This is a genomic window from Massilia atriviolacea, from assembly GCF_003953935.1.
Classification (GTDB): domain Bacteria; phylum Pseudomonadota; class Gammaproteobacteria; order Burkholderiales; family Burkholderiaceae_D; genus Telluria_A; species Telluria_A atriviolacea.
Genome location: NZ_RXLQ01000004.1, coordinates 1 through 20,587, shown reverse-complemented (window position 1 = coordinate 20,587; position 20,587 = coordinate 1). Strand labels below are relative to the sequence as shown.

20 protein-coding genes are annotated in these 20,587 nt (G+C 61.1%); 11 read left to right on the top strand and 9 right to left on the bottom strand.

What is annotated here, in order from left to right; genetic code table 11:
• The first annotated feature begins 120 nt into the window (after nucleotides 1–120).
• The gene (locus EJB06_RS08060; protein ID WP_126073516.1) at nucleotides 121–1,683 is read left to right on the top strand and encodes a methyl-accepting chemotaxis protein; all 1,563 of its coding nucleotides are present in this window, start codon (nucleotides 121–123) and stop codon (nucleotides 1,681–1,683) included.
• A gap of 71 nt (nucleotides 1,684–1,754) precedes the next feature.
• Here EJB06_RS08060 and EJB06_RS08055 read toward each other — a convergent pair whose 3' ends face one another.
• On the bottom strand, nucleotides 1,755–2,705 hold the full coding sequence (locus EJB06_RS08055) for a LysR family transcriptional regulator (protein WP_126073515.1): 951 nt from the start codon (nucleotides 2,703–2,705) through the stop codon (nucleotides 1,755–1,757).
• Between the two features lie 144 nt (nucleotides 2,706–2,849).
• Here EJB06_RS08055 and EJB06_RS08050 point away from each other — a divergent pair, with 144 nt between their 5' ends.
• A complete protein-coding gene (locus EJB06_RS08050; protein ID WP_126073514.1) occupies nucleotides 2,850–3,137 on the top strand; it encodes a hypothetical protein in 288 nt (95 codons plus the stop codon).
• A gap of 82 nt (nucleotides 3,138–3,219) precedes the next feature.
• Here EJB06_RS08050 and EJB06_RS08045 read toward each other — a convergent pair whose 3' ends face one another.
• The 5 genes from EJB06_RS08045 to EJB06_RS08025 form a co-directional block, all read right to left on the bottom strand.
• Nucleotides 3,220–3,816, bottom strand: a complete 597-nt coding sequence (locus EJB06_RS08045; protein ID WP_229426977.1) for a chalcone isomerase family protein — start codon at nucleotides 3,814–3,816, stop codon at nucleotides 3,220–3,222.
• A gap of 483 nt (nucleotides 3,817–4,299) precedes the next feature.
• The gene (locus EJB06_RS08040) at nucleotides 4,300–4,575 is read right to left on the bottom strand and encodes a YfhL family 4Fe-4S dicluster ferredoxin (RefSeq protein WP_126073513.1); all 276 of its coding nucleotides are present in this window, start codon (nucleotides 4,573–4,575) and stop codon (nucleotides 4,300–4,302) included.
• Nucleotides 4,576–4,589: 14 nt separating this feature from the next.
• Entirely contained in the window at nucleotides 4,590–5,087 is a 498-nt protein-coding gene (coaD, locus tag EJB06_RS08035) for a pantetheine-phosphate adenylyltransferase (RefSeq protein WP_126073512.1), read from the bottom strand.
• A 120-nt stretch (nucleotides 5,088–5,207) separates the two neighbouring features.
• On the bottom strand, nucleotides 5,208–5,852 hold the full coding sequence (rsmD, locus tag EJB06_RS08030; RefSeq protein ID WP_126073946.1) for a 16S rRNA (guanine(966)-N(2))-methyltransferase RsmD: 645 nt from the start codon (nucleotides 5,850–5,852) through the stop codon (nucleotides 5,208–5,210).
• A 121-nt stretch (nucleotides 5,853–5,973) separates the two neighbouring features.
• On the bottom strand, nucleotides 5,974–6,870 hold the full coding sequence (locus EJB06_RS08025) for a DUF6279 family lipoprotein (protein WP_126073511.1): 897 nt from the start codon (nucleotides 6,868–6,870) through the stop codon (nucleotides 5,974–5,976).
• A gap of 27 nt (nucleotides 6,871–6,897) precedes the next feature.
• Between EJB06_RS08025 and glmU the strand changes: the two genes are divergently transcribed.
• Nucleotides 6,898–8,274, top strand: a complete 1,377-nt coding sequence (gene glmU, locus EJB06_RS08020) for a bifunctional UDP-N-acetylglucosamine diphosphorylase/glucosamine-1-phosphate N-acetyltransferase GlmU (protein WP_126073510.1) — start codon at nucleotides 6,898–6,900, stop codon at nucleotides 8,272–8,274.
• 136 nt (nucleotides 8,275–8,410) lie between these two features.
• On the opposite strand, the gene EJB06_RS08015 is transcribed toward glmU, so the two are convergent.
• The 3 genes from EJB06_RS08015 to EJB06_RS08005 form a co-directional block, all read right to left on the bottom strand.
• Nucleotides 8,411–9,607 (bottom strand): ABC transporter permease, encoded by a 1,197-nt coding sequence (locus EJB06_RS08015; protein ID WP_126073509.1) that lies wholly within the window; start codon nucleotides 9,605–9,607, stop codon nucleotides 8,411–8,413.
• Nucleotides 9,604–10,383 carry an ABC transporter ATP-binding protein gene (locus EJB06_RS08010; protein ID WP_126073508.1) on the bottom strand — a complete coding sequence of 260 codons (780 nt, stop codon included), beginning with the start codon at nucleotides 10,381–10,383 and terminating at the stop codon, nucleotides 9,604–9,606. The genes EJB06_RS08015 and EJB06_RS08010 overlap by 4 nt, the downstream gene beginning before the upstream one ends.
• 106 nt (nucleotides 10,384–10,489) lie before the next feature.
• A complete protein-coding gene (locus tag EJB06_RS08005; RefSeq protein WP_126073507.1) occupies nucleotides 10,490–10,957 on the bottom strand; it encodes an Lrp/AsnC family transcriptional regulator in 468 nt (155 codons plus the stop codon).
• A gap of 162 nt (nucleotides 10,958–11,119) precedes the next feature.
• Here EJB06_RS08005 and glmS point away from each other — a divergent pair, with 162 nt between their 5' ends.
• From glmS to arsH, 8 genes are all read left to right on the top strand, one after another.
• Nucleotides 11,120–12,949, top strand: coding sequence for a glutamine--fructose-6-phosphate transaminase (isomerizing) (gene glmS, locus EJB06_RS08000; RefSeq protein ID WP_126073506.1), 1,830 nt, complete (start codon nucleotides 11,120–11,122; stop codon nucleotides 12,947–12,949).
• A gap of 302 nt (nucleotides 12,950–13,251) precedes the next feature.
• Entirely contained in the window at nucleotides 13,252–14,394 is a 1,143-nt protein-coding gene (locus EJB06_RS07995) for a serine hydrolase domain-containing protein (RefSeq protein WP_198420784.1), read from the top strand.
• 549 nt (nucleotides 14,395–14,943) lie between these two features.
• On the top strand, nucleotides 14,944–16,281 hold the full coding sequence (locus EJB06_RS07990; protein ID WP_126073505.1) for a zinc ribbon domain-containing protein: 1,338 nt from the start codon (nucleotides 14,944–14,946) through the stop codon (nucleotides 16,279–16,281).
• A gap of 473 nt (nucleotides 16,282–16,754) precedes the next feature.
• Nucleotides 16,755–17,090 carry an ArsR/SmtB family transcription factor gene (locus tag EJB06_RS07985; protein ID WP_126073504.1) on the top strand — a complete coding sequence of 112 codons (336 nt, stop codon included), beginning with the start codon at nucleotides 16,755–16,757 and terminating at the stop codon, nucleotides 17,088–17,090.
• Nucleotides 17,091–17,121: 31 nt separating this feature from the next.
• Nucleotides 17,122–17,601, top strand: coding sequence for an arsenate reductase ArsC (locus tag EJB06_RS07980; RefSeq protein ID WP_126073503.1), 480 nt, complete (start codon nucleotides 17,122–17,124; stop codon nucleotides 17,599–17,601).
• Nucleotides 17,602–17,710: 109 nt separating this feature from the next.
• A complete protein-coding gene (locus tag EJB06_RS07975; protein WP_126073502.1) occupies nucleotides 17,711–18,991 on the top strand; it encodes an arsenic transporter in 1,281 nt (426 codons plus the stop codon).
• A gap of 12 nt (nucleotides 18,992–19,003) precedes the next feature.
• The gene (gene arsC / locus EJB06_RS07970) at nucleotides 19,004–19,432 is read left to right on the top strand and encodes an arsenate reductase (glutaredoxin) (RefSeq protein WP_126073501.1); all 429 of its coding nucleotides are present in this window, start codon (nucleotides 19,004–19,006) and stop codon (nucleotides 19,430–19,432) included.
• On the top strand, nucleotides 19,425–20,141 hold the full coding sequence (arsH, locus tag EJB06_RS07965) for an arsenical resistance protein ArsH (protein ID WP_126073500.1): 717 nt from the start codon (nucleotides 19,425–19,427) through the stop codon (nucleotides 20,139–20,141). The genes arsC and arsH overlap by 8 nt, the downstream gene beginning before the upstream one ends.
• Nucleotides 20,142–20,587 lie beyond the last annotated feature (446 nt).

Genomic DNA, 20,587 nt, shown 5'->3' with positions numbered 1-20,587 from the left:
TTAGTTTGGATACAAATCCGTTGAGCTTGCCCTGCTTATGCTGTACGTTATGACGTACGAATAGCAGGGAACGGATCCGCATTGAGGATTTCCTGGCGATTCGACTGGCCAAGGGGACTCATGAAGCAACTTCAATCCAGCACAGGGCGGCGCGTGCTCGCCTGTTGCGGCGCTGCCGCCGGCGGTGTTCTTGTGGTGTACCTGATCGGCCTTGCCGCCGGGCCGGCTGTGGGGCCGGTCATCGCCGCCGCCGTCTCCGGCGTGGTCAGCGTCGGCATCTTCCTCCTCCTGCAAAACAAGGGCGATGGCGACGATAGCGCGAAGTTCATCGGCGTTGTCGGCCATTCCATCGACGACATCATGATCGGCGCGGCCGAGACCTCGTATTTCGTCGATTCGGTCAAGAAAAAGATCGAAAAAGATGTGCAGACCGCCATCGGCATCGTCGCCAGCGCCGAAGACGTGGCGCGCACCACCGAGCAGATTGCCGTCAACGCCGGGCGCGCCGCCAAAGTGGCGGCCGCCGTGCGCAGCGAAAGCGTGGCCGGGCGGGCCGAGGTGGCCGAAGGGCTGCAGCGCATCAGCAGCGCCCGCGTCGACGCCCAGCAGGCCGCCAGCACCATGAGCGCGCTGCAGGAAAAGTCCAGGGCCATCACCGGCTTTACCGACGTCATCACCGAAATTTCCGCCCGCACCAATTTGCTGGCGCTCAACGCCGCCATCGAAGCGGCGCGCGCCGGCGAGCACGGGCGCGGCTTTGCCGTCGTGGCCGGCGAAGTGCGGCAGCTGGCGCATCGCACGCGCGAGGCCGCCGGTGAAATCAGCACGATGGTGCGTGCAATTAATGAGCAGGCGGCAAGCGCCAGCGTCGGCATGGCCTCCCTGGCCGGCGTGGTCAGCGACGCCGCCGGCAATGTGGAGCGGGTGCACGGTTTCCTGGGCAATATCGAACGCTCGTCGAGTGTGTCGGAAACGGAAATCGGGCAGATTGCCGACGCTGCGCAAACCCATGTGCAGACCACGCGCGGGATCACCGGGGCCTTGTCGGAGATCCGCGACAGCATGCTCTCCACCAATGCCGAACTGCCGCGCGCCGCCGGTTCGGCGATAGCGCTGGCCGAAAAGGCCGAATCGATTGCCGGCGCCATGGGCGAATCGTCGCTGGTGACGGCGCACGATGCGATCCGGATCGCGGCCCAGCAGGCCGCGGACGAGGTGGGGAAATTATTCAGCGCGGCGATCAAATCGGGGCAGATCACGCGCGAAGCGCTGTTCGACCGCCGTTACCAGCCGATTCCGGATACCGATCCGCCCAAGCACACGACGCGCTTCGATGGCTTTACCGACAAGGTGCTGCCGGCCTTGCAGGAAGGCTTATTGGCCCGCATGCCGCAACTGGCGTATGCGGGGGCGGTGGATAACAATGGCTATTTCCCGACGCATAACAAGAAGTTTTCGCAGCCGCTGACCGGGAATTACGATGTGGATATCGTGAACAACCGCACCAAGCGGATTTTCAACGACCGCACCGGTTCGCGCTGCGGCGCGAATACCAAGGCGTTCTTGCTGCAGACGTACAAGCGCGATACGGGAGAAGTGATGCACGACCTGTCGGCGCCGATTTATGTCGACGGGAAGCACTGGGGCGGGTTCAGGGTCGGGTACCGGTCGGCGGCCAAGTAGCTTCTAAGGCAATCGCTGGTTTTCTATCCGTCGTTCCCGCCTTCGCGCGCCTTCGCGGGAACGACGGGGGCTCAATCGCTATTGGCCACCGCCCGCAAAGTCGTCGTGTTCATCCCTTCCAGATGCTTGCGCAGCCATTTGTGCGCCGGGCTGCGGGCGTCGCGTTCGTGCCAGAGCATGTCCAGGTGCACCGCCGGCAAACTGAAGGGCAATTCGCGCCACACCAGCGCATCGGTCATCCCGGTCGAGGCAATCAAATGCTTCGGCAGCACGGTAATCAGATCCGAATTGGCCACTACCCGCCCGGCCGTGAAGAACTGGTTCACGGTCAGCAGAATGCGCCGTTCGCGCCCCAGCTGCGCCAGCGCTTCGTCGACCAGGCCATGCGCGCGTCCGGAAAAACTCACCAGCAAGTGATTCGCCGCGCAATAATTGTCCATCCCCAGCTCGACCTTGGCCAGCGGATGGTTCTTGCGCATCACGCACACATAATGTCCGGAATACAGGCGCTCATGGCGGATCGGCGAACTGGTGTCGCTCGACAACTGCGCCGCCACGCCAGGGAAGAAGCCCACCGCCAGGTCGATGTCGCCGCGCAGCAACATCGGACGCGGCTCGCGCGTGGTCAGCGGCACCATGCGCACGTTCACGCCCGGCGCCTCGCTCTCGATCGAGCGCATCAGCGACGGCAGCCAGAAAGCCGCCGTGGCGTCCGCCATCGCCATCCGGAAGGTCGCATGCGCCTTGGACACGTCGAAGGTTTCCGGCGTCACCGCCGCTTCCAGCCCGGCCAGCGCCTGGCGCACCGCCGGCCACAGCAGTTCCGCGCGCGGGGTCGGCTTGACGCCGTACGCCGTGCGGATCAGCAATTCGTCGCCCAGGCTCTCGCGCAAGCGCTTGATCGCGTTCGACACCGCCGGCTGCGTCATCGCCAGGTGGCCGGCCGCGCGCGTCAGGTTTTGCTCGGTCATCACCGCGTCGAAGACGCGCAGCAGGTTCAAATCCAGGGTCAGGAAGCTCATGATGATCGAAAAGAGTTAGCGAATAGCTATCATACCGCATTCCATTCACCATTGATATAATCGGTATTGGATATTGGAATTGGATTTATATGTTGCGTTGCACTATAGTTGACGCATAACAACTGATCCTGCGATTTCCATATCATGTCTACTCTGCTTCAAACCGCCGGCGCTGCCGTGCTTTCGCTGATGCCGCTGGTGCGCAGCGTGGGCCTGGTGCTGGCGATCGCCGCTGTCGCCCTGTTCTTCAAGCCTTTGCTGGTCGGTATCTTCCGCGCGCTGGTGCTGGTCGTCAAACCGCGCATGAGCAAGGAGCAGATCGCGGCGCAACGCAATATGCGCAATGCCAAGCTGTTGCACCGGATGACGAATTCCTCGTCCGGCAACGCCAGCCAGACTGCCGAACTGCGCGCGCTGGCGGCCCGTTCCTGATGACGTCGGGGCTGCGCGAGCGGCCATGAAAAAAGCGGCGCCCGGATGACTCCCGGCGCCGCTTTTTTATTGTCCGACGATCTTACTTTCCGGAGAGCAGAGCTGTTTTCAGGTGCGTATCGACCGGGTGTTCGCCCATCCAGATGCGCAGGATCGCGTTGTAGAACTCGATATCGGGCACCACTTCGCCGATTTTCTTGCCGTTGAACTCGCACTGGGTGCCGACGCCGGGAATCCAGTCCAGGTGCAGGACGTCGCCTTTTTTCAGCACTTGCAGCAAGGCGAACATTTCGCCGAACTTGCTGATCTGCGTGACGATCCTGGCCTTTTCCTTGTTGTCGAGATTCTTGTTCAGGCCATTCATGAAGGCGTCGCCGAAGTCGTCCGAGGTCAGGTCGCGCATGAGCACCAGGGCGACCCGGCGCGGGCCGTCCATCTTCATGATGTCAGGCAGGGACGTGCTTTTTTCCGGCAGGTACAGGGAGGTCACATACACCTTGGCGACGAATTTCTGGCGCATGCCGAAGCCGTTGAGCTTGAGTTCCTTGCCGCCGACCTTGACGGAATCGTCGAGCTTGACGCCGCTGATCTCCGCCGCGGAGGCACCCTGGCCGAAGGCGCAAGCGAGGACAAATCCTGCCAGCAAGCCTTTGAAACGAAAACTGTTCATTGCGATCATGGTGTCTCCAGTGGGTTTAACTATTTTTGTTCCGCATAAAAAGCATTGGCGCCGGCCTGCGGTTTGCCGGCGCTGTTATCGAAAGGCTGTCCCGCCTTGTCCTTCAACGCGGCAGCACGCCCGGCGGACGACATGGCCAATGCCGCCATCGTATTTACGCGGCGGTATTATAGACTTTTGTAAGGCCGAGAACGTGCTGCGAAATGCGCTGCGAGGAAAATTTAATGGTGACGTGCTAAGTAACTAGGCAAATATACCATCAAATTTTACAAAAAAATTGCCGCGCGGGCATTTTTGAACGGCTGCTTGATGATTTTAGAACAAAAGTGTGGCTCTAAAGGCACATGACTTTGTAAGTTGATAAGACAACTGGGCAGCGGGTCAAGCCAGTTGAAACCATGGCGCGGCCATGTCAGCCCTGCCGCTGTCATGCCCCCTGCGCGGGAATGACGGCTGAGGTTCCGGCGCGCGGGGCGACTTGCCTCAGTTGCCGGGCGTGGCCGGTGTATCCTTGCCGGCGGTCAGGCGCTCGTATTTGGCGCGCAACTGTTCCGGCGTTTCGCGCCAGGCCGGGTTGAACGGGATGCAGCTGACCGGGCACACCTGCTGGCATTGCGGTTCATCGAAGTGGCCGACGCATTCGGTGCATTTGTTCGGGTCGATCTCGTAGATCTCGGCACCCATGTAAATGGCGTCGTTGGGGCACTCGGGCTCGCACACGTCGCAGTTGATGCAGTCGTCGGTAATCAGTAAGGCCATGATTGCTCAGCTTTTTATTCGGAAGGCGGCGCCAGGGTGGCGATTTTCTTCTGGAGCCAGCGGTCGACCGAGGGAAACACGAATTTCGATACATCGCCGCCCAGCATGGCGATCTCGCGCACGATGGTGCCGGAGATGAACTGGTACTGGTCGGATGGCGTCAGGAACAGGGTTTCGACGTCCGGCAGCAGGTAGCGGTTCATGCCGGCCATCTGGAACTCGTATTCGAAGTCGGACACGGCGCGCAGGCCGCGCACGATGACGCGCGCGTCATGCTTGCGCACGAAGTCCTTGAGCAAGCCCGAAAAACTCTCGACCCGCACGTTCGGATAATGGCCCAGTACCTCGTTGGCAATTTCCAGGCGCTCGTCCAGCGAGAAAAACGGGCGTTTGTTCTTGCTGTCGGCCACGCCCACGATCAGGCTGTCGAACAACCCGGACGCGCGGCGCACCAAATCCTCATGGCCGCGCGTGAGCGGGTCAAAGGTTCCTGGATAAACGGCTACAACCATTGCGGCTCCCTAGAGATGCACCAATATAGAACGCGCATTATGCCTGAAATTTATGCGCGGTCCCGGGACTGCGGTCGGGCGCCGTCGATCCGGACCGAACAAAGCGCCGCCGAATGGTGTTTACGCTGCCGTTTTGCGCAGCTGGAGCAGGTAATAGAAAACGATGCCTGCCTTGTCATTACGCACCGCTTCCCATGGCGCGAGCCAGTCGGGCACCGGGCTGCCGTCTTCCGGCGCGAACGGCAGCGGCGCGCCGGATTCGGCATACACCAGGCCGTCATCGGCAAGCAGGTTTTTGCAGAGCGGAAGACTGCGCTCAAGCAAGGTTTGTTGGTAAGGCGGATCGAGGAAGACTAGCTGGTAACGCTGGCCGCGCAAGGCCATGTTTTGCGCGGTGGCAAGAGCTTCGCCGCGCGCGACCTGGACGTTGTCGGCCTTGAGCTTGAGCTTGACATCGCCGAGCTGGCGCACCACGGGCGTGTGGTTGTCGACCATGGTGACCGAGCGGGCGCCGCGGCTGGCCGCTTCGAAGCCGAGCGCACCGCTGCCGGCGAACAGGTCGAGGCAATCGGCACTTGCCCAGTTGCCGTCCCACAAGTGGTTGATCCAGTTAAACACCGTCTCGCGCACCCGGTCCGGGGTGGGACGCAAGCCCAGCGCGTCGAGCACCGGCAGCGTCGAGCGCTTCCAGGCGCCGCCGATGATGCGGACTTGTTTTGGCGGCGGTGGACGGTGCACCGGGACTTTGGCGGGTTTCTTTTGCATGGAGACGAATGGCGGATTGCTGATCCGGCGCACTATATCACGGGGGTCTGCGCTGTTGCGGGGAGCCGGGAAGAACTTGCGCACCCGCCGGACGGCGGGCGCGGGGATGCTGCTGCGTCGCTTACCTTGTTTCCGCAGCGAGGGTGTTGAAGTCGTTGATCCAGCCCTGCATGCGTTTCTGCGCATGGGCTTTCTGCTCCGGCGTGGCGATCTTTACGGCCGTCAAGATCATCTGCATGGTGCCATCGGTGTAGGCATCGAAGAACTGCTTGTGCTCGGAGCCTTGCATGCGCAGCAGCAAATCCTTGACCAGGCCCTGCACCAGCGGAGTGGCCGCCTCCTTGCCCAGGTTCTCCCTGTCGATCTTGCGCAGCACGGCCATGATCTTTTGCTGGCGCCGGATGCGCTCGTCGAGCCAGAGCTGGTTGTTGAGCGGACGCGCGTCCGATGCCTTGCGCAGCAGTACTTCCTGCTCCTTGCTGAAGCCGCCGAACCACAGGTCGAACTGCTCCATCGACTTCTTGAAACGTTTCTCCTGCAAATCGTCGACGCTGCCGCGGATGAACTTCTTGCGGAAGGTTTCATTGTTCTTGTCGAACTTCTTTTCGATGTGGGCCAGCTGCTCGGGCTTGATGGCGAGCGCCAGGTCGGTCAGTTCCGGCACGGCCTTTTGCGCCAGCAAGTCCGTGCGCGACAGGATCTCGCGGTAATCGGCCTCCAGGTCGGCCTTGCTCAGATTGCCCGCGAGCTGGCGCTGGGCCGTGCTAAGAATGTGGACGTAATCCTTCAGCTGGGTCTGGCGGTGCCACTTGAACAGCTCCTTGATGTCTTGCTTGACCTCCGGCGCCTGCTCCGAATCGAGGTCCACGTAGGCGTCCAGCCACCAGTACAGCAAGGTATCGCCCTGGTTGTAGGCCAGTTTGATGCCGCTGCAGGCTGTCAGCACGGCCATCATTGCCACCAGGCAAAGAACGCGAAAGCGCTGGGAAAGTGGTTCCTGCGTGTTAAACTTTTTCATTTATTAACTCTTTTTGAACGAACGCTTATGAACGTAGTGATTCTTGCCGCTGGAATGGGAAAGCGTATGCAGTCTGCGCTGCCGAAAGTGCTGCACCCGCTGGCGGGCAAACCCCTCCTGCAGCATGTGATCGATACGGCAAGGGCACTTGCACCGAGCAAATTATGCGTTATTTACGGGCACGGCGGCGCAGCGGTGCCGGAGATGCTGAAACGCCAGGACGGCACGGGCCACGGCGCCATCGATACCGCGCTGCAAGAACCGCAGCTGGGCACCGGCCACGCGGTCAGCCAGGCCGTGCCGCAGCTCGATGAGAGCGTCCCGACCCTGATCCTGTACGGCGACGTGCCGCTGACCGCCGTGGCCTCGCTGCAGCGCCTGGTGGACGCCGCCGGCACCGACAAGCTCGGCATCCTGACCGTGGTGCAGGCCAATCCCTTCGGCCTGGGCCGCATCGTGCGCGAAGGCGGCACGATTACCCGCATCGTCGAGGAGAAAGACGCCAACGAAGCCGAGCGCGCCATCTGCGAAATCAACAGCGGCATCATGGTCGCCCCGACCCGCCACCTGAAAAAGTGGCTCGGCGCGCTGTCGAACAATAACGCCCAGGGGGAGTATTACCTGACCGATATCGTGGCCCAGGCCGTGACCGACGGCGTGCCGGTGGTATCGGCCAATCCGGCGGCCGAGTGGGAAGTGGCGGGCGTGAACAGCAAGGTGCAGTTGGCCGAGCTGGAGCGTCGTCACCAGCTCAATATTGCCAATGCGCTGCTGGAAAAAGGCGTGACCCTGCTCGACCCGGCCCGCATCGACGTGCGTGGCGAACTGATCTGCGGACGCGATGTGACCATCGATGTCGGCTGCGTGTTCGAAGGCCGCGTGGAACTGGGCGACGGCGTGAGCGTGGGCGCGCACAGTGTGCTGGTCGACGCGCGCATCGCGGCGGGAACCAATATCAAGCCGTTCTGTCATATCGAAGACGCGGTGGTGGGCGCCAAGTCGGTCATCGGACCGTATGCGCGCCTGCGTCCGGGCACCGAGCTGGCTGAAGACGTCCATATCGGTAACTTTGTCGAGATCAAGAACAGCCAGATTGCCGCGCACAGCAAGGCCAATCACCTGGCGTATGTGGGCGATGCGACGGTCGGTTCGCGCGTGAACATCGGCGCGGGCACGATCACCTGCAATTACGACGGCGCTAACAAGTTCCGTACCGTGATCGAGGACGATGCGTTTATCGGCAGCGACAGCCAGCTGATTGCGCCGGTGACGGTCGGCAAGGGCGCGACCCTGGGCGCGGGGACGACCCTGTCGAAAGACGCGCCGGCCGGCAAGCTGACCATTTCGCGCACCCGGCAGATGACGATCGACAACTGGTCGCGGCCAGTGAAGGTGAAGAAGTAAGTTATACCTCCTTCGCTGGAGCGGGCCTGTTTTGGATACGAGCCATGAAACTGTCTCTCCCGCGCAGGCGGGAGAGACGGTTTTAGCGTTAGCGATGGATTTAGCGTCAGCGACGGCCCGGAGACGACCGATGCGCTCACGCCCCCAGCCCCGAGGCCACATGCGCCCTCGCCGCCTTGAAGGCCGGCACTAAAGCCGCCATCAGTGCCACCGCCAGCACGGCCATCACGGCCATCGCCATCCGGTTCACATCGAGTTCGACCGGCATCGATCCCGGCATCGCTTCGTCCGCCAGCGTCACCCGGTTGATCACCCACGCGATCACGCCGCTCGCGACCAGGCTGGCCGCCACGCCCGTCACCGCCATGCCCAGCGCTTCCGTCACCAGCATCAGGAACACCGAATGGCTGCGCATCCCCAGTGCGCGCAAGGTGGCCAGCTCGCGCCGCCGTTCCAGCGCATTGATCGACATGGTGGCGGCGATGCTTGCCGCAATCACGGCAAACACCATGCCCGCGATGCTGTCGAACGCCAGGTCGGACGCGCTGCGCGCGCGCAGGTAGGCCGGCGACAATTCCTGCCAGGTGCGCACCTCGGCGCCCACGCCCGCCGTACGCAGCGCCGCCGCCAGCACCCCGCGCCGCTGTTCCATCATGGCCGGGTCGGACAGGAATACCACAAAACGCCCTGTCGCATCGGTATCGAGCAAATCCTGCGCCAGCGCCAGCGGCATCAGCAGCGGCTGCGCCTGCTCCTCGCCCGCGCCCGCCGCATACACATCGACCACCTGCGTCACGACCTGCCTGGGCGCCGCGTCCGGCACGGCCGCCGTGAGCGTCAGCGCGCTGCCGACGCGCAAGGCCAGTACGCCGGCCTTGTCCTGGCTGACGGCAACGCCATTGCCGCTACCGGCCTGCAGCTTGCCGGGAGCCGCCTGCAGCAGCGCACCCGCCGGCGCGTCCGGTAGATCGATCCCGGTCCCCGCAAACGTGGCCGAACCTTGGCCGGTGGAGGCGATCCCGGACACGCTGATTTGCGGCAGCACCAGCGCGATTCCCCGGAAGCCGGCCAGCACGGCGCGCACCCGCGCCGCTTCATCCGCACTGAAGCGCCGGCCCTGGCGCGCTGCGCCCGATGCCGGCCCCGGCAGGACGGTCAGGTGCCCCATGCGCTGCAGTACGACTGCCTGGTATTCGATCCCGGCGCGCGTGCCGGCGATGCTGCCCGCAAACAGGTCGAGCACGCACAGGCTGGCCGCGATCAGCAGGGTCGCCAGCACGCCGCGCGGGCGTCCCAGCAGCAGGGTGCGCAAGGCCAGCCGGTAGGGGCTCATAACTGGACCCGGAAGGGCTGGCGCTCCGGATCGCCCAGCGCGACGTGCAGGCGTCCTTCGTGCAGCTGCAGGGTACGCGTGCTGCGGTCCAGCTGGCGCTGGTCGCGCGTGGCGACGATGAAGCTGGTGCCGTGCTCGTTCTGCTGCTGCACGAACAGGTCCATCACCAGGCGGATGCTGGCGCTGTCCAGGCGCGAGGTCGGTTCGTCGGCCAGCACCAGGCGCGGCCTGGCCATCAGCGCCCGCGCGATCGCCACGCGCTGGCTCTGGCTGGGGTCGAGGCGCGCCGGATAGGTATCGGCATGGGTGGCCAGGCCGAGCTGGTTGAGCAGGTCGGCGGCGCGCGCATGGGCGGCGCGCAGGGCCTTGGGCGAGAGCGATTCGCGCAGCATCAGCGGCAGCAGCACGTTTTCGCGCGCGGTGAGCACCGGAATCAGGGTGAACGACTGGAACACGAAGCCCATCATTTCATTGCGCAGGTCGGCGCGCGCCTGTTCCGGCAGGCGCGCAATGAGCAGCTTGGCGATCACGATGCTGCCTTCGGTTGCGTGGTCGAGCATGCCGATCAGGTTCAGCAGCGTGGTCTTGCCGCTGCCCGAGGGGCCGCAAATGACCACCATTTCGGCTTCTCCCACCTGGAGATCGATGCCGTCGAGCGCGTGCACGCCGGACAGGCCGCCGCCGTAATACTTGTGCACCCGCGTCAGGCGCACCAGGTCGCCGCACGGCTTGGGCGCAGGGGGCGTCGGCCCGTCATGTTCCAGAATCGCATCCATCGGCCCACCTCCCGCCTTGTCGGTGCGCGCGAGGAAGACGCGCGCGGCATTGAGCAGTAGAACCTGATTCGGGCGGGCCGCCGTTGAGATTGCTCAACGGCAATAATCAGACGGCGATGCGGGTTTCGAACTTGCTGCGGAAGGTGGAGAAATAGGCTTTGACGTTGCGCACATTGGTGCGCGTGGCAAACAGGCGGTGCGCCAGCGCGTGGTAGGCCGGCATGTCGGCCACTTGCACGATGAGCACGAAATCGGGGCCGGGGGCGACCCGGTAGCATTGCAGCACGGCCGCTTCGGCCGCCACGTGCTGTTCGAACTCGGCCATGCGCTCGGCGGCCTGCACATCGAGCGTGATTTCGACGATGGCGGTCAGGCGCGCGCCCACCTTCTCGGGCGACACGATCGCCACCTGGCGCTCGATGATGCCGCCTTCGTTCATGTACTTGACCCGGCGCAGGCAGGTCGGCGGCGATACGTGCACCAGCTCGGCCAGCTCCGCATTGGTGTGCGATGCGTCAAGCTGGAGGATATTCAGGATGCGGCGGTCGACGTCGTCGAGTTCGTTGGCAAGCATGGAATGAGTGTTTCGAAAAGGATTTGACTACTGAATGAAATATTAATTCATGCATGTTGATTGATGAAATATTACATCAATATGAGTATAAATTAGAAAGCATATTTCATGCTGGCTCAACTACGATCTGCGCATTCACCAATTTCTTACATCGAGGTCATCATGTGCGGTATCGTCGGAGCAGTAGCACAACGCAACATCACTCCCATCCTGGTCGAGGGCCTGAAGCGCCTTGAGTACCGCGGCTACGACTCGTGCGGCGTCGCGCTGCACGTCGACGGCAAGCTGCAGCGTTCGCGCAGCACCTCGCGCGTGACCGACCTCGAAACCCAGATTAACACCGTCGGCCTGCAAGGCTTTACCGGCATCGCCCACACCCGCTGGGCCACGCACGGCGCGCCGGCATCGCACAATGCGCACCCGCATTTTTCGCCGACCGAAGAGAACGCCCGCATCGCCCTGGTCCACAACGGCATCATCGAAAACCACGACGAACTGCGCGCCGAACTGACTGGCCTCGGCTATGTGTTCCAGAGCCAGACCGATACCGAAGTCATCGCCCACCTGGTCGACCATATGTACAGCGGCGACCTGTTCGAGACGGTCCAGCTGGCCGTCAAGCGCCTGCACGGCGCCTACGCGATCGCCGTGTTCAGCCGCGAAGAACCGCACCGCGTGGTTGCCGCGCGCCAGGGTTCGCCGCTGATCGTCGGCGTCGGCCAGGGCGAGAACTTCGTCGCCTCCGACGCCATGGCGCTGGCCGGCACCACCGACCAGATCATCTACCTGGAAGAAGGCGACGTGGTCGACCTGCAACTGTCGAAAGTCTGGATCGTCGACGTCGACGGCAAGCCGGCCCAGCGCGAAGTGAAAACCGTGTACGCCCACACCGGCGCCGCCGAGCTCGGTCCTTACCGCCACTACATGCAGAAAGAAATCTTCGAGCAGCCGCGCGTCATCGGCGACACGCTCGAAGGCGTCACCGGCATCATGCCGGAACTGTTCGGCGACGAGGCGTTCAAGGTGTTCAAGCAGATCGACCGCGTGCTGATTCTTGCCTGCGGCACCAGCTACTACTCGGGCCTGACCGCCAAGTACTGGATGGAATCGGTGGCCAAGGTCCCGGTGCAGGTCGAGATCGCCAGCGAATACCGCTACCGCGACAGCGTGCCGCATCCGAACACCCTGGTGGTGACGATTTCGCAGAGCGGCGAAACGGCCGACACCCTGGCCGCGCTCAAGCATGCGCGCAGCCTGGGCATGGTGCACACCTTGACCATCTGCAACGTGGCCACCAGCGCCATGGTGCGCGAATGCGCCCTGTCGTACATCACCCGCGCCGGCGTGGAAGTGGGCGTGGCATCGACCAAGGCCTTCACCACCCAGCTGGCCGCGCTGTTCCTGCTGACCCTGACCCTGGCGCAAGTCAACGGCCGCCTGAGCGACGAGGAAGAAGCGACCTACCTGAAAGAAATGCGTCACCTGCCGGTGGCGATCGCCTCGGTGCTGGCGCTGGAACCGCAGATCATCGCCTGGGCCGACGACTTTGCGCGCAAGGACAACGCGCTATTCCTGGGCCGCGGCATGCACTATCCGATCGCCCTGGAAGGCGCGCTCAAGCTCAAGGAAATTTCCTACATCCACGCCGAAGCGTATCCGGCCGGTGAGCTCAAGCACGGCCCGCTGGCGCTGGTGACCGATGAAATGCCGGTGGTCACGATTGCTCCGAACGATGCGCTGCTGGAAAAGCTGAAATCGAACATGCAGGAAGTGCGTGCCCGTGGCGGCCAGCTGTACGTGTTCGCCGACGTCGATTCGCGCATCACCTCGGGCGATGGCTTGCACGTGATTCGTTTGCCGGAACACTACGGCCTGCTGTCGCCGATCCTGCACGTGGTGGCCTTGCAGTTGCTGGCGTATCACACCGCGCTGGCCAAGGGGACGGATGTGGACAAGCCGCGTAATCTGGCGAAGTCGGTGACGGTGGAGTAAAAACCTGTTGCGGCGCCCTGACTGGAGCAAGTTGATCGGAGAACTAATATGCTCCGACTATGAATTGTGCTCCGTAACGGTACGGTTTCAGTCGCTTCCATAGAGCGACTGTTTCTTGCAAATATAGTCGGTGGTTCGATTTCTCCCCGGCCACCAGGAACAAAAACAGAACGCCACCGCCGGGTGGCGTTTTGTTTTATCAAGCATGGCCATTCCCTATCTGAAAAAACCATACGACTGATCTTTTTTCTGTCAACGCTGAACCCATTGTGCGAGAATGCCCTCCCCCCTGGATGGTGCGCATGATGACCAAATTCACCGCAATCATAACTGGACTGATACTTGTTCTGGCAGCGTGCAAGCCCGCAGCCACAGCGCCTGCGCATGACATTCCTGCGGCAATGAGCCAGACCGCGACCACCCTGCTGCAATCGAAATTTTTACACGCGACCTCGATTGCTGTCGTTTATCGCGGCAAGGAATTCATTCTGCATCAAGGTGAGCTGGAGACCGGCAAAGCCAATCCGCCCAACGATACGACGCTGTATGAAATCGGCTCAGTGAGCAAAACGTTTGCTGGCCTGCTACTGGCGAACGCTGTGCTTGATGGGAAGGCCGCACTCGACGATCCCATACAAAAGTACCTGGCGGCTGCCTATCCGAACCTGCAGTCGCAGGGGCAGCCAGTTCGCTTGCGCCATTTGATCACGCATACCAGCAATATGCCGGGCATGCTGCCATTGCAGGTGAACACCGTATTGAAGGATTTTACTGCACACGCCACGCCGGCAAAGCTCAATGCAGCCTACGCCGGTTACGGACAACAGCAATTTTGGCAGGACTTGCACACAGTCAGCATCAACGGTCCGCTTGGTAAGGACTACGCATATTCAAGCGCCGGTACCGAACTCATTGCGCACGTTCTCGAAAAAATCTACGGAATGCCCTATGACATCCTGCTCACGCAATTCGTGGCGCGCGAAGCGGGCATGCAAGATACCAAGCTGAAAATGACAGCCAAGGAAACCAGCCGGCTAGCGCCCGGCTATCACAGCGACAATCCCGTCATGACAACACCGATGCCACAATTGCCTTGGGGGGCGGCCGGCAACCTGAAGTCGACGATGCCGGATATGACGAAGTACCTGCGCCTGCAATTGGGCGCCAATCCCGCCGTCATCGAATCGCACAAACCGCTGGTACGCTTTCAGGACGACTTCAGCATTGGCTATTTCTGGAATATCGGGACCAATCGCCAGTTGGGCACGCATTATGTACACCATGGCGGCGTTCCGCGCGCGCAAAGCTACGCCTACGTCGTTCCTAAATATCAGCTTGGGGTGTTCATCATCACCAACCAGAGCGGCGACGCTACCGCCGGCGCCATGGAAGGCGCGCTGGCGCATATTTTCGACACAGTGGAATCCATGGAAAGCGCGAAGTAGGCCGGCCCTTGTGTTGGAGCATTGTGCCACGACGGTCAGTTGGTGGCACAATCACGCGGCTCTGGCCTATCGCCCCGTTGAAGAGTTCCCTGCAGTCACGCTTGAAAGAAGATGTGGCGCCACCAGGGCGCCACATGGTTCAACAGAAAGCGGAATAAGCGTACCGCCGTCTTCTGAGATATCGAACTCTAATTAGACACACGCTTCACCTGGGCAGCGGCGAATGCCGATTGGCCGTACAGGCTGACATACAGATAGCCGCTTGGTGGATTCGCAACGACGACAAACTCGCTATTGCCACTGTTGAACGAGCCTTAATTGTAGTGGTTCTGCGTGGCCTACCGACCAAGCGCGCTGACGTACATGTCGGTACTGGCTTTACGCTTAAACGGAACTCAGGTTACCCCAGGCACGGCCGCACGATCATTCATATCCGGATCTGAATTTGTCGCGACAGCGTAACTGCAAACTGAATGAATCGACGGAAACCTCCGGGCTTGCGTCTCAATGCAACGTGCTAGACTCAGCGCTTTTCTCATGCGTTGCTTTATGGTTAACCTTACGTTCAACACCACCGATCCCGAAGAAATCTTGTTGGCCCAGCGATACTGGGCGATGGATGGCGAAGGAAAATACAAGGAAAACGTTGCTGCCTTATTGCCGTTTCGCGGACTCACGATAACGGCGCAGTTGAGTGCGCATATGCGTACTATCGTCACGGCCACGGACCCAAATCAACAATGTCCAAAGTGCGGCAATTTCGAGGTGGTCACTAATCGCAGTCACGTCAAGCGCAAAGCTGGAGTCATGCGATTCAAGTGTACTGCCTGCATTGAAGCCGAGCGAGCTCTTTCACAAGCGCAACGACAGCAAGCGTCGAACGACCTCTCTAAGTTTCTCACCACCCTGGGTGAGCGACGTAGCCGCATCAGAACTGAATATGCAAACCTGCCAGCCGACATCGTGCTGCTCCTGATGGCACTTGATCAAGCCATAAATCCACGATTGGCTAAAGGTACATTCCGCGAAAGTGAGTGCGCGGCTCTCGTCCCAGGGCATGTTGGGCATTTTATTCAGAAGCTACGCGGCGCCCAAGTAATCGTCGACCATCCTTCGCTGACTAGTTCAGATGCGTATGAGTTCCAGGATGGCCACCTTTCGTACTATCCAAAAAAGGTGGTCTACAAACTGGTACCAGACCCGGTTTTGTCAAATGAGGAGGTTTTAGGACTGCTCCGCAACATGGAGTTAAAAGATAACGCTGCGCTTCGCGAGCTTTGGCTCGATTACGCCGCATCTGAATGCATCGCATATCTAGACAATCAGTGTGAGTATCACGGAATGTCTGTGGGTTACGATACGCGTGAAGAATTTTTCAGTTCGGTGAGGCTCGCCTTACAAAAATACAGCGTGACAAAAGTTTGGAATGTAATTTGGAGGGTCGTGCGAGAGGCACTCGTTCTGGCTGCACGCAGTTACTCAAACAAGACCAAAGCTTCCGCGACCATTCCTGGAAAACTGAGACGCCATTTGGAAAAAGTTGAGAAAGGAGAGGCAAAACCGCTTGAAGACTGGGAGAGGCCTAATTGGCAAGGTGCGGGTACTCTGGGCAATTTGTTTACCGAAATATTCTCTATAGATGAGACGACCCCAGGTACCGAGGTTATGGCTATGTTTCCTGACCCAACGTTCGATGAGGGAGAGCTCTCAATTGATGCCGAGCCGATTCGTCTGGCGGCGCATCGTCTATTCACTGCCGCAGTTGCTCATGATCTCGCTGCCAACGCGCTTATCACCTTGGCCAATGGTATTAAAGAGGGGCTTGAGCTGTCCGACGCGATCAACAATGTGTTCGACCGACATCCTGGGCTCAACGAGCCATACTAAGTGACAATATTGAGCGGGCACAGCAGCGGATCGAATTGGCTTAATGGGCTACCAAATCGAGTGGCATCTAATCGAACGGCTCTAGCCAATTTTGCTCCGATGCAGAGCGCGCGGGTGTCCCATACTTTCTTTTTTGAAATCTGCGTAGATTGGTATTGCTAGGCGGGATGTTGTCTCAGACTGCTCTTGCAGGCAACAGCTGATGTGACGAACAATCAAGTTCGATGCAAACGGACCAACCTTGCAGAAGCTCATGTGTGCCGTGACCTGGCAACATGGATTGTTTATTTGGGAATATGGTCTGTAGCAGAGCCAGATCCTGCACAGCAACTCCGGTGCTCGAGCGGCAACGCGACCGCACCGCTACATAGACCGTGCGACGGGACGAAAAAGCAGTGGAAGCACGTGTACTAATTCCATAATTCCAGTAAAATGGAAATGAATCGAACTTGATCGCTTCCGCCAGGAGACCTATGGATACGAAACACGCTCTCGACGCCCTTGCGGCGCTGGCTCAGGACTCGCGCCTGGCGGTGTTCCGCCTGCTGGTCCAGGCCGGCCCTGAGTGCGGCATGGTAGCAAGCAAGATCGCCGAAGCCCTCGGCTTGCCGGCGTCTTCGCTCTCCTTCCATCTGAAGGAATTGACCCTCGCCAATCTGATTACCCCGCGCCAGGAGGGCCGCTTCATCGTTTATACGGCCCGGTTCGACACGATGAACGCCCTGCTGGCGTTCTTGACCGAAAACTGCTGCAGCGGCTTGCCATGCGGCGTGAGCTGTACGCCGGAAGCGGCGGCGACGCACGTCTAGCGCCGGCTCACTGACACAAACTGGATCCCTCATGAACGTTCTATTCCTGTGCACCGGTAACTCCTGCCGTTCGGTCCTCTCCGAAGCGACCTTCAATCACCTCGCGCCCGACGGCCTGAAGGCGATCAGCGCCGGCAGCAAGCCGGCCGGTCAGCTGCATCCTCGCGCCGTCGCCCTGCTCCACCGCAAAGGCATTGCCACCGAGGGCTACTTCAGCAAATCCTGGGACGACCTGCCGCTCACGCCCGACATCGTGGTCACCGTGTGCGCCAGCGCCGCCGGCGAAACCTGCCCGGCTTACCTTGGTCCCGTGCTGCGCACGCACTGGGGCGTCGACGACCCCGGCCACGTCATCGGCACCGAAGAAGAGATCGAGGCAGCGTTCGAAGAAACCTACGCCCTCCTCCGCGCACGGATCGAGGCTTTCCTGGCCTTGCCGCTCGACGCGCTGCGCGGCGACAAGGCCGCATTCAAGGCGGAACTCGACCGCATCGGCACGCTGAGCGCCTGAGCGGCCGGGTGGCTGCGCCGCCACCTGCCTTCTATATATAGCGTCGCCAATGTCGTCCCCGGAGGCCGGCAGGCCCCTTTTGTCCCGCATTCCCGTTCAAGGAGTTCCCGTGTTTGCCGCCTTCCTGATTTTCCTCGTCACCCTCGTCTTCGTGATCTGGCAGCCGCGCGGCCTCGGCATCGGGTGGAGCGCCGCGGCCGGCGCCGTCGTCGCGCTGCTGGCCGGCGTCATCGAGCTGGCGGACATTCCCGTGGTCTGGCACATCGTCTGGAACGCCACCGGCACGTTTGTTGCCGTCATCATCATCAGCCTGTTGCTGGACAAAGCCGGCTTCTTCGAGTGGGCCGCATTGCATGTGGCGCGCTGGGGCAAGGGTAACGGCAAGCGCCTGTTCATCCTGCTCGTGCTGCTCGGCGCCGCTGTCGCCGCCCTCTTCGCCAACGATGGCGCCGCGCTGATCCTGACCCCGATCGTCATCGCCATGCTGCGCGCGCTGCGCTTTCCGCCCAAGGCCACGCTGGCGTACGTCATGGCGGCCGGCTTCATCGCCGACACGGCCAGCCTGCCGCTGGTGGTGTCGAACCTGGTCAACATCGTCTCGGCCGATTACTTCGGCATCGGCTTCGCGCGCTACGCCGCCGTGATGGTGCCGGTCAACCTGGTCTCGGTGGCGGCCACCTTGGGCGTACTGATCTGGTTCTTCCGCAAGGACATCCCGGCCGACTACGACTTGGCGCAATTGAAGCGCCCCGACGACGCCATCCACGACCGCGCCACCTTCATCACCGGCTGGTGGGTGCTGGGCCTGCTGTTGGCAGGTTTCTTCTGGCTCGAACAGCTCGGCGTGCCGATCAGCGCGGTGGCCGCCGCCGGCGCCCTGCTGCTGCTGGTCGTTGCCGCGCGCGGCCACAAGATGTCCACGCGCGAGGTGATCGGCAACGCGCCGTGGCAGGTGGTGGTGTTCTCGCTCGGAATGTACCTGGTCGTCTACGGGCTGCGCAATGCCGGCCTGACCAGCTACCTGACGGCACTGTTGAACCAGTTTGCCAGCCATGGCGTCTGGGGGGCGGCGATCGGCACCGGCTTGACCACCGCCTTCCTGTCATCGATCATGAACAATATGCCGACCGTGCTGATCGGCGCCCTCTCGATCGACGCGACCGCCAGCAGCGGCGTGGTGCGCGAAGCGATGGTGTACGCCAACATCATCGGCAGCGACCTGGGACCGAAGATCACCCCGATCGGCAGCCTGGCCACCTTGCTCTGGCTGCACGTTTTATCCAGCAAAGACATCCGGATTTCGTGGGGCTATTATTTCCGCGTCGGAATCGTCCTCACCCTCCCGGTGCTGCTGCTTACCCTGGCCGCGCTCGCGCTGCGCCTTTCATAATTGGAGAACCTGATGTCCGTGACGATTTACCACAACCCCGATTGCGGCACCTCGCGCAATACGCTGGCACTGATCCGTAATGCCGGCATCGAGCCGCTCGTCATCGAGTACCTGACGCAGCCGCCCGACCGCGCCACCCTGGCCGGCCTGATCGCCGCCAGCGGCCTGCAGGTCAGGGAGGCAATCCGCCAGAAAGGGACGCCCTATGCCGAGCTGGGCCTCGATGCGCCGTCGATCGGCGACGGCCAGCTGCTCGACGCCATGCTGGCCCATCCGATCCTGATCAACCGGCCCTTCGTGTCGACCCCGCTCGGCGTGCGCCTGTGCCGCCCCTCTGAACTGGTGCTCGACATCCTGGGCGAGCCGCAGCGCGGCGCGTTTACCAAGGAAGATGGCGAACGCGTGATCGACGCCGACGGAAAGCGGGTGCAGCATGGATAAGATTCCCGGCCTGCCCAACATTAATGCCCAGCAGCTTGGCATGCCTTCGCTCGAACAACTGATGCCCGCCGGCGAGCTGAACCATCCGCCACGCATCCTGATGCTGTACGGCTCCTTGCGCGAACGCTCGTTCAGCCGCTTTCTCACGCAGGAAGCGGCGCGCATCCTCGAGCATTTTGGCGCGGAAGTGAAGATTTTCGACCCGATGACGTTGCCCATGGCCGGCAGCGTGCCGGAAGACCACCCCAAGGTGCTGGAGTTGCGCGCCCTGTCGATGTGGTCCGAAGGCCAGGTCTGGTGCAGTCCCGAGCGCCACGGCGCGGTGACGGCGGTGATGAAGAACCAGATCGACTGGATTCCGCTGGAACAGGGCGCCACCCGCCCCAGCCAGGGGCGCACCCTGGCCGTGATGCAGGTGTGCGGCGGTTCGCAGTCGTTCAATGTGGTCAACACCTTGCGCCTGCTGGGGCGCTGGATGCGCATGTTCACCATTCCCAACCAATCGTCGGTGCCGATGGCCTATAAGGAATTCGATGAGGAAGGCCGCATGCGACCCTCGGCCTACTACGACCGCGTGGTCGACGTCATGGAAGAGCTTTATAAGATGACGCTGCTGATGCGCGGGCGTTCCGATTATCTGACCGACCGCTACAGCGAGCGTAACGAACGGGCGCTCAAGGCGATCGACCGCCAGATCGGCAAAATTTAGGCAATGCCCGGCAAAAAACCGCAGTAAAAAGCAAAAGGCACCTTGTCGAATCCAGGGGCCTTTGCTATAGTTCGCCTCCCCGCTGAAACGGTAGCGAAATCAAGTAGTTGCAAGACAGATCAGGGGCGCTTCGAAAGAAGCGATGTAAAAAGAAGGGGTTGACGAGAAACGCGAAACGCTGCATAATCTCACCTCTCTGCTGCAACGAACACAACGCTTCGTAGCAAACGGCAGAAGCAGTACCGAACAAGTTCTTTAACAATTAACAGTCGATAAGTGTGGGCGTTTGATGAAGGTGCCAAGAACTTCGGTTCTTGAATACTTAAATTATCAAATGTTCACAAAAAAGAAATATAGGCGCTTCGCAAGAAGTGGCCTGTCAGTATTTTGAGTGAGCGATCTGTCCGCAAGGACATTAAACAGAGATTGAACTGAAGAGTTTGATC

Bases quoted from the DNA above. Each gene is read 5' to 3' on its own strand.
- EJB06_RS08060 (WP_126073516.1), top strand. From the start codon at position 121: ATGAAGCAACTTCAATCCAGCACAGGGCGGCGCGTGCTCGCCTGTTGC.
- EJB06_RS08055 (WP_126073515.1), bottom strand. From the start codon at position 2,705: ATGAGCTTCCTGACCCTGGATTTGAACCTGCTGCGCGTCTTCGACGCG.
- EJB06_RS08050 (WP_126073514.1), top strand. From the start codon at position 2,850: ATGTCTACTCTGCTTCAAACCGCCGGCGCTGCCGTGCTTTCGCTGATG.
- EJB06_RS08045 (WP_229426977.1), bottom strand. From the start codon at position 3,816: ATGATCGCAATGAACAGTTTTCGTTTCAAAGGCTTGCTGGCAGGATTT.
- EJB06_RS08040 (WP_126073513.1), bottom strand. From the start codon at position 4,575: ATGGCCTTACTGATTACCGACGACTGCATCAACTGCGACGTGTGCGAG.
- coaD (WP_126073512.1), bottom strand. From the start codon at position 5,087: ATGGTTGTAGCCGTTTATCCAGGAACCTTTGACCCGCTCACGCGCGGC.
- rsmD (WP_126073946.1), bottom strand. From the start codon at position 5,852: ATGCAAAAGAAACCCGCCAAAGTCCCGGTGCACCGTCCACCGCCGCCA.
- EJB06_RS08025 (WP_126073511.1), bottom strand. From the start codon at position 6,870: ATGAAAAAGTTTAACACGCAGGAACCACTTTCCCAGCGCTTTCGCGTT.
- glmU (WP_126073510.1), top strand. From the start codon at position 6,898: ATGAACGTAGTGATTCTTGCCGCTGGAATGGGAAAGCGTATGCAGTCT.
- EJB06_RS08015 (WP_126073509.1), bottom strand. From the start codon at position 9,607: ATGAGCCCCTACCGGCTGGCCTTGCGCACCCTGCTGCTGGGACGCCCG.
- EJB06_RS08010 (WP_126073508.1), bottom strand. From the start codon at position 10,383: ATGGATGCGATTCTGGAACATGACGGGCCGACGCCCCCTGCGCCCAAG.
- EJB06_RS08005 (WP_126073507.1), bottom strand. From the start codon at position 10,957: ATGCTTGCCAACGAACTCGACGACGTCGACCGCCGCATCCTGAATATC.
- glmS (WP_126073506.1), top strand. From the start codon at position 11,120: ATGTGCGGTATCGTCGGAGCAGTAGCACAACGCAACATCACTCCCATC.
- EJB06_RS07995 (WP_198420784.1), top strand. From the start codon at position 13,252: ATGATGACCAAATTCACCGCAATCATAACTGGACTGATACTTGTTCTG.
- EJB06_RS07990 (WP_126073505.1), top strand. From the start codon at position 14,944: ATGGTTAACCTTACGTTCAACACCACCGATCCCGAAGAAATCTTGTTG.
- EJB06_RS07985 (WP_126073504.1), top strand. From the start codon at position 16,755: ATGGATACGAAACACGCTCTCGACGCCCTTGCGGCGCTGGCTCAGGAC.
- EJB06_RS07980 (WP_126073503.1), top strand. From the start codon at position 17,122: ATGAACGTTCTATTCCTGTGCACCGGTAACTCCTGCCGTTCGGTCCTC.
- arsC (WP_126073501.1), top strand. From the start codon at position 19,004: ATGTCCGTGACGATTTACCACAACCCCGATTGCGGCACCTCGCGCAAT.
- arsH (WP_126073500.1), top strand. From the start codon at position 19,425: ATGGATAAGATTCCCGGCCTGCCCAACATTAATGCCCAGCAGCTTGGC.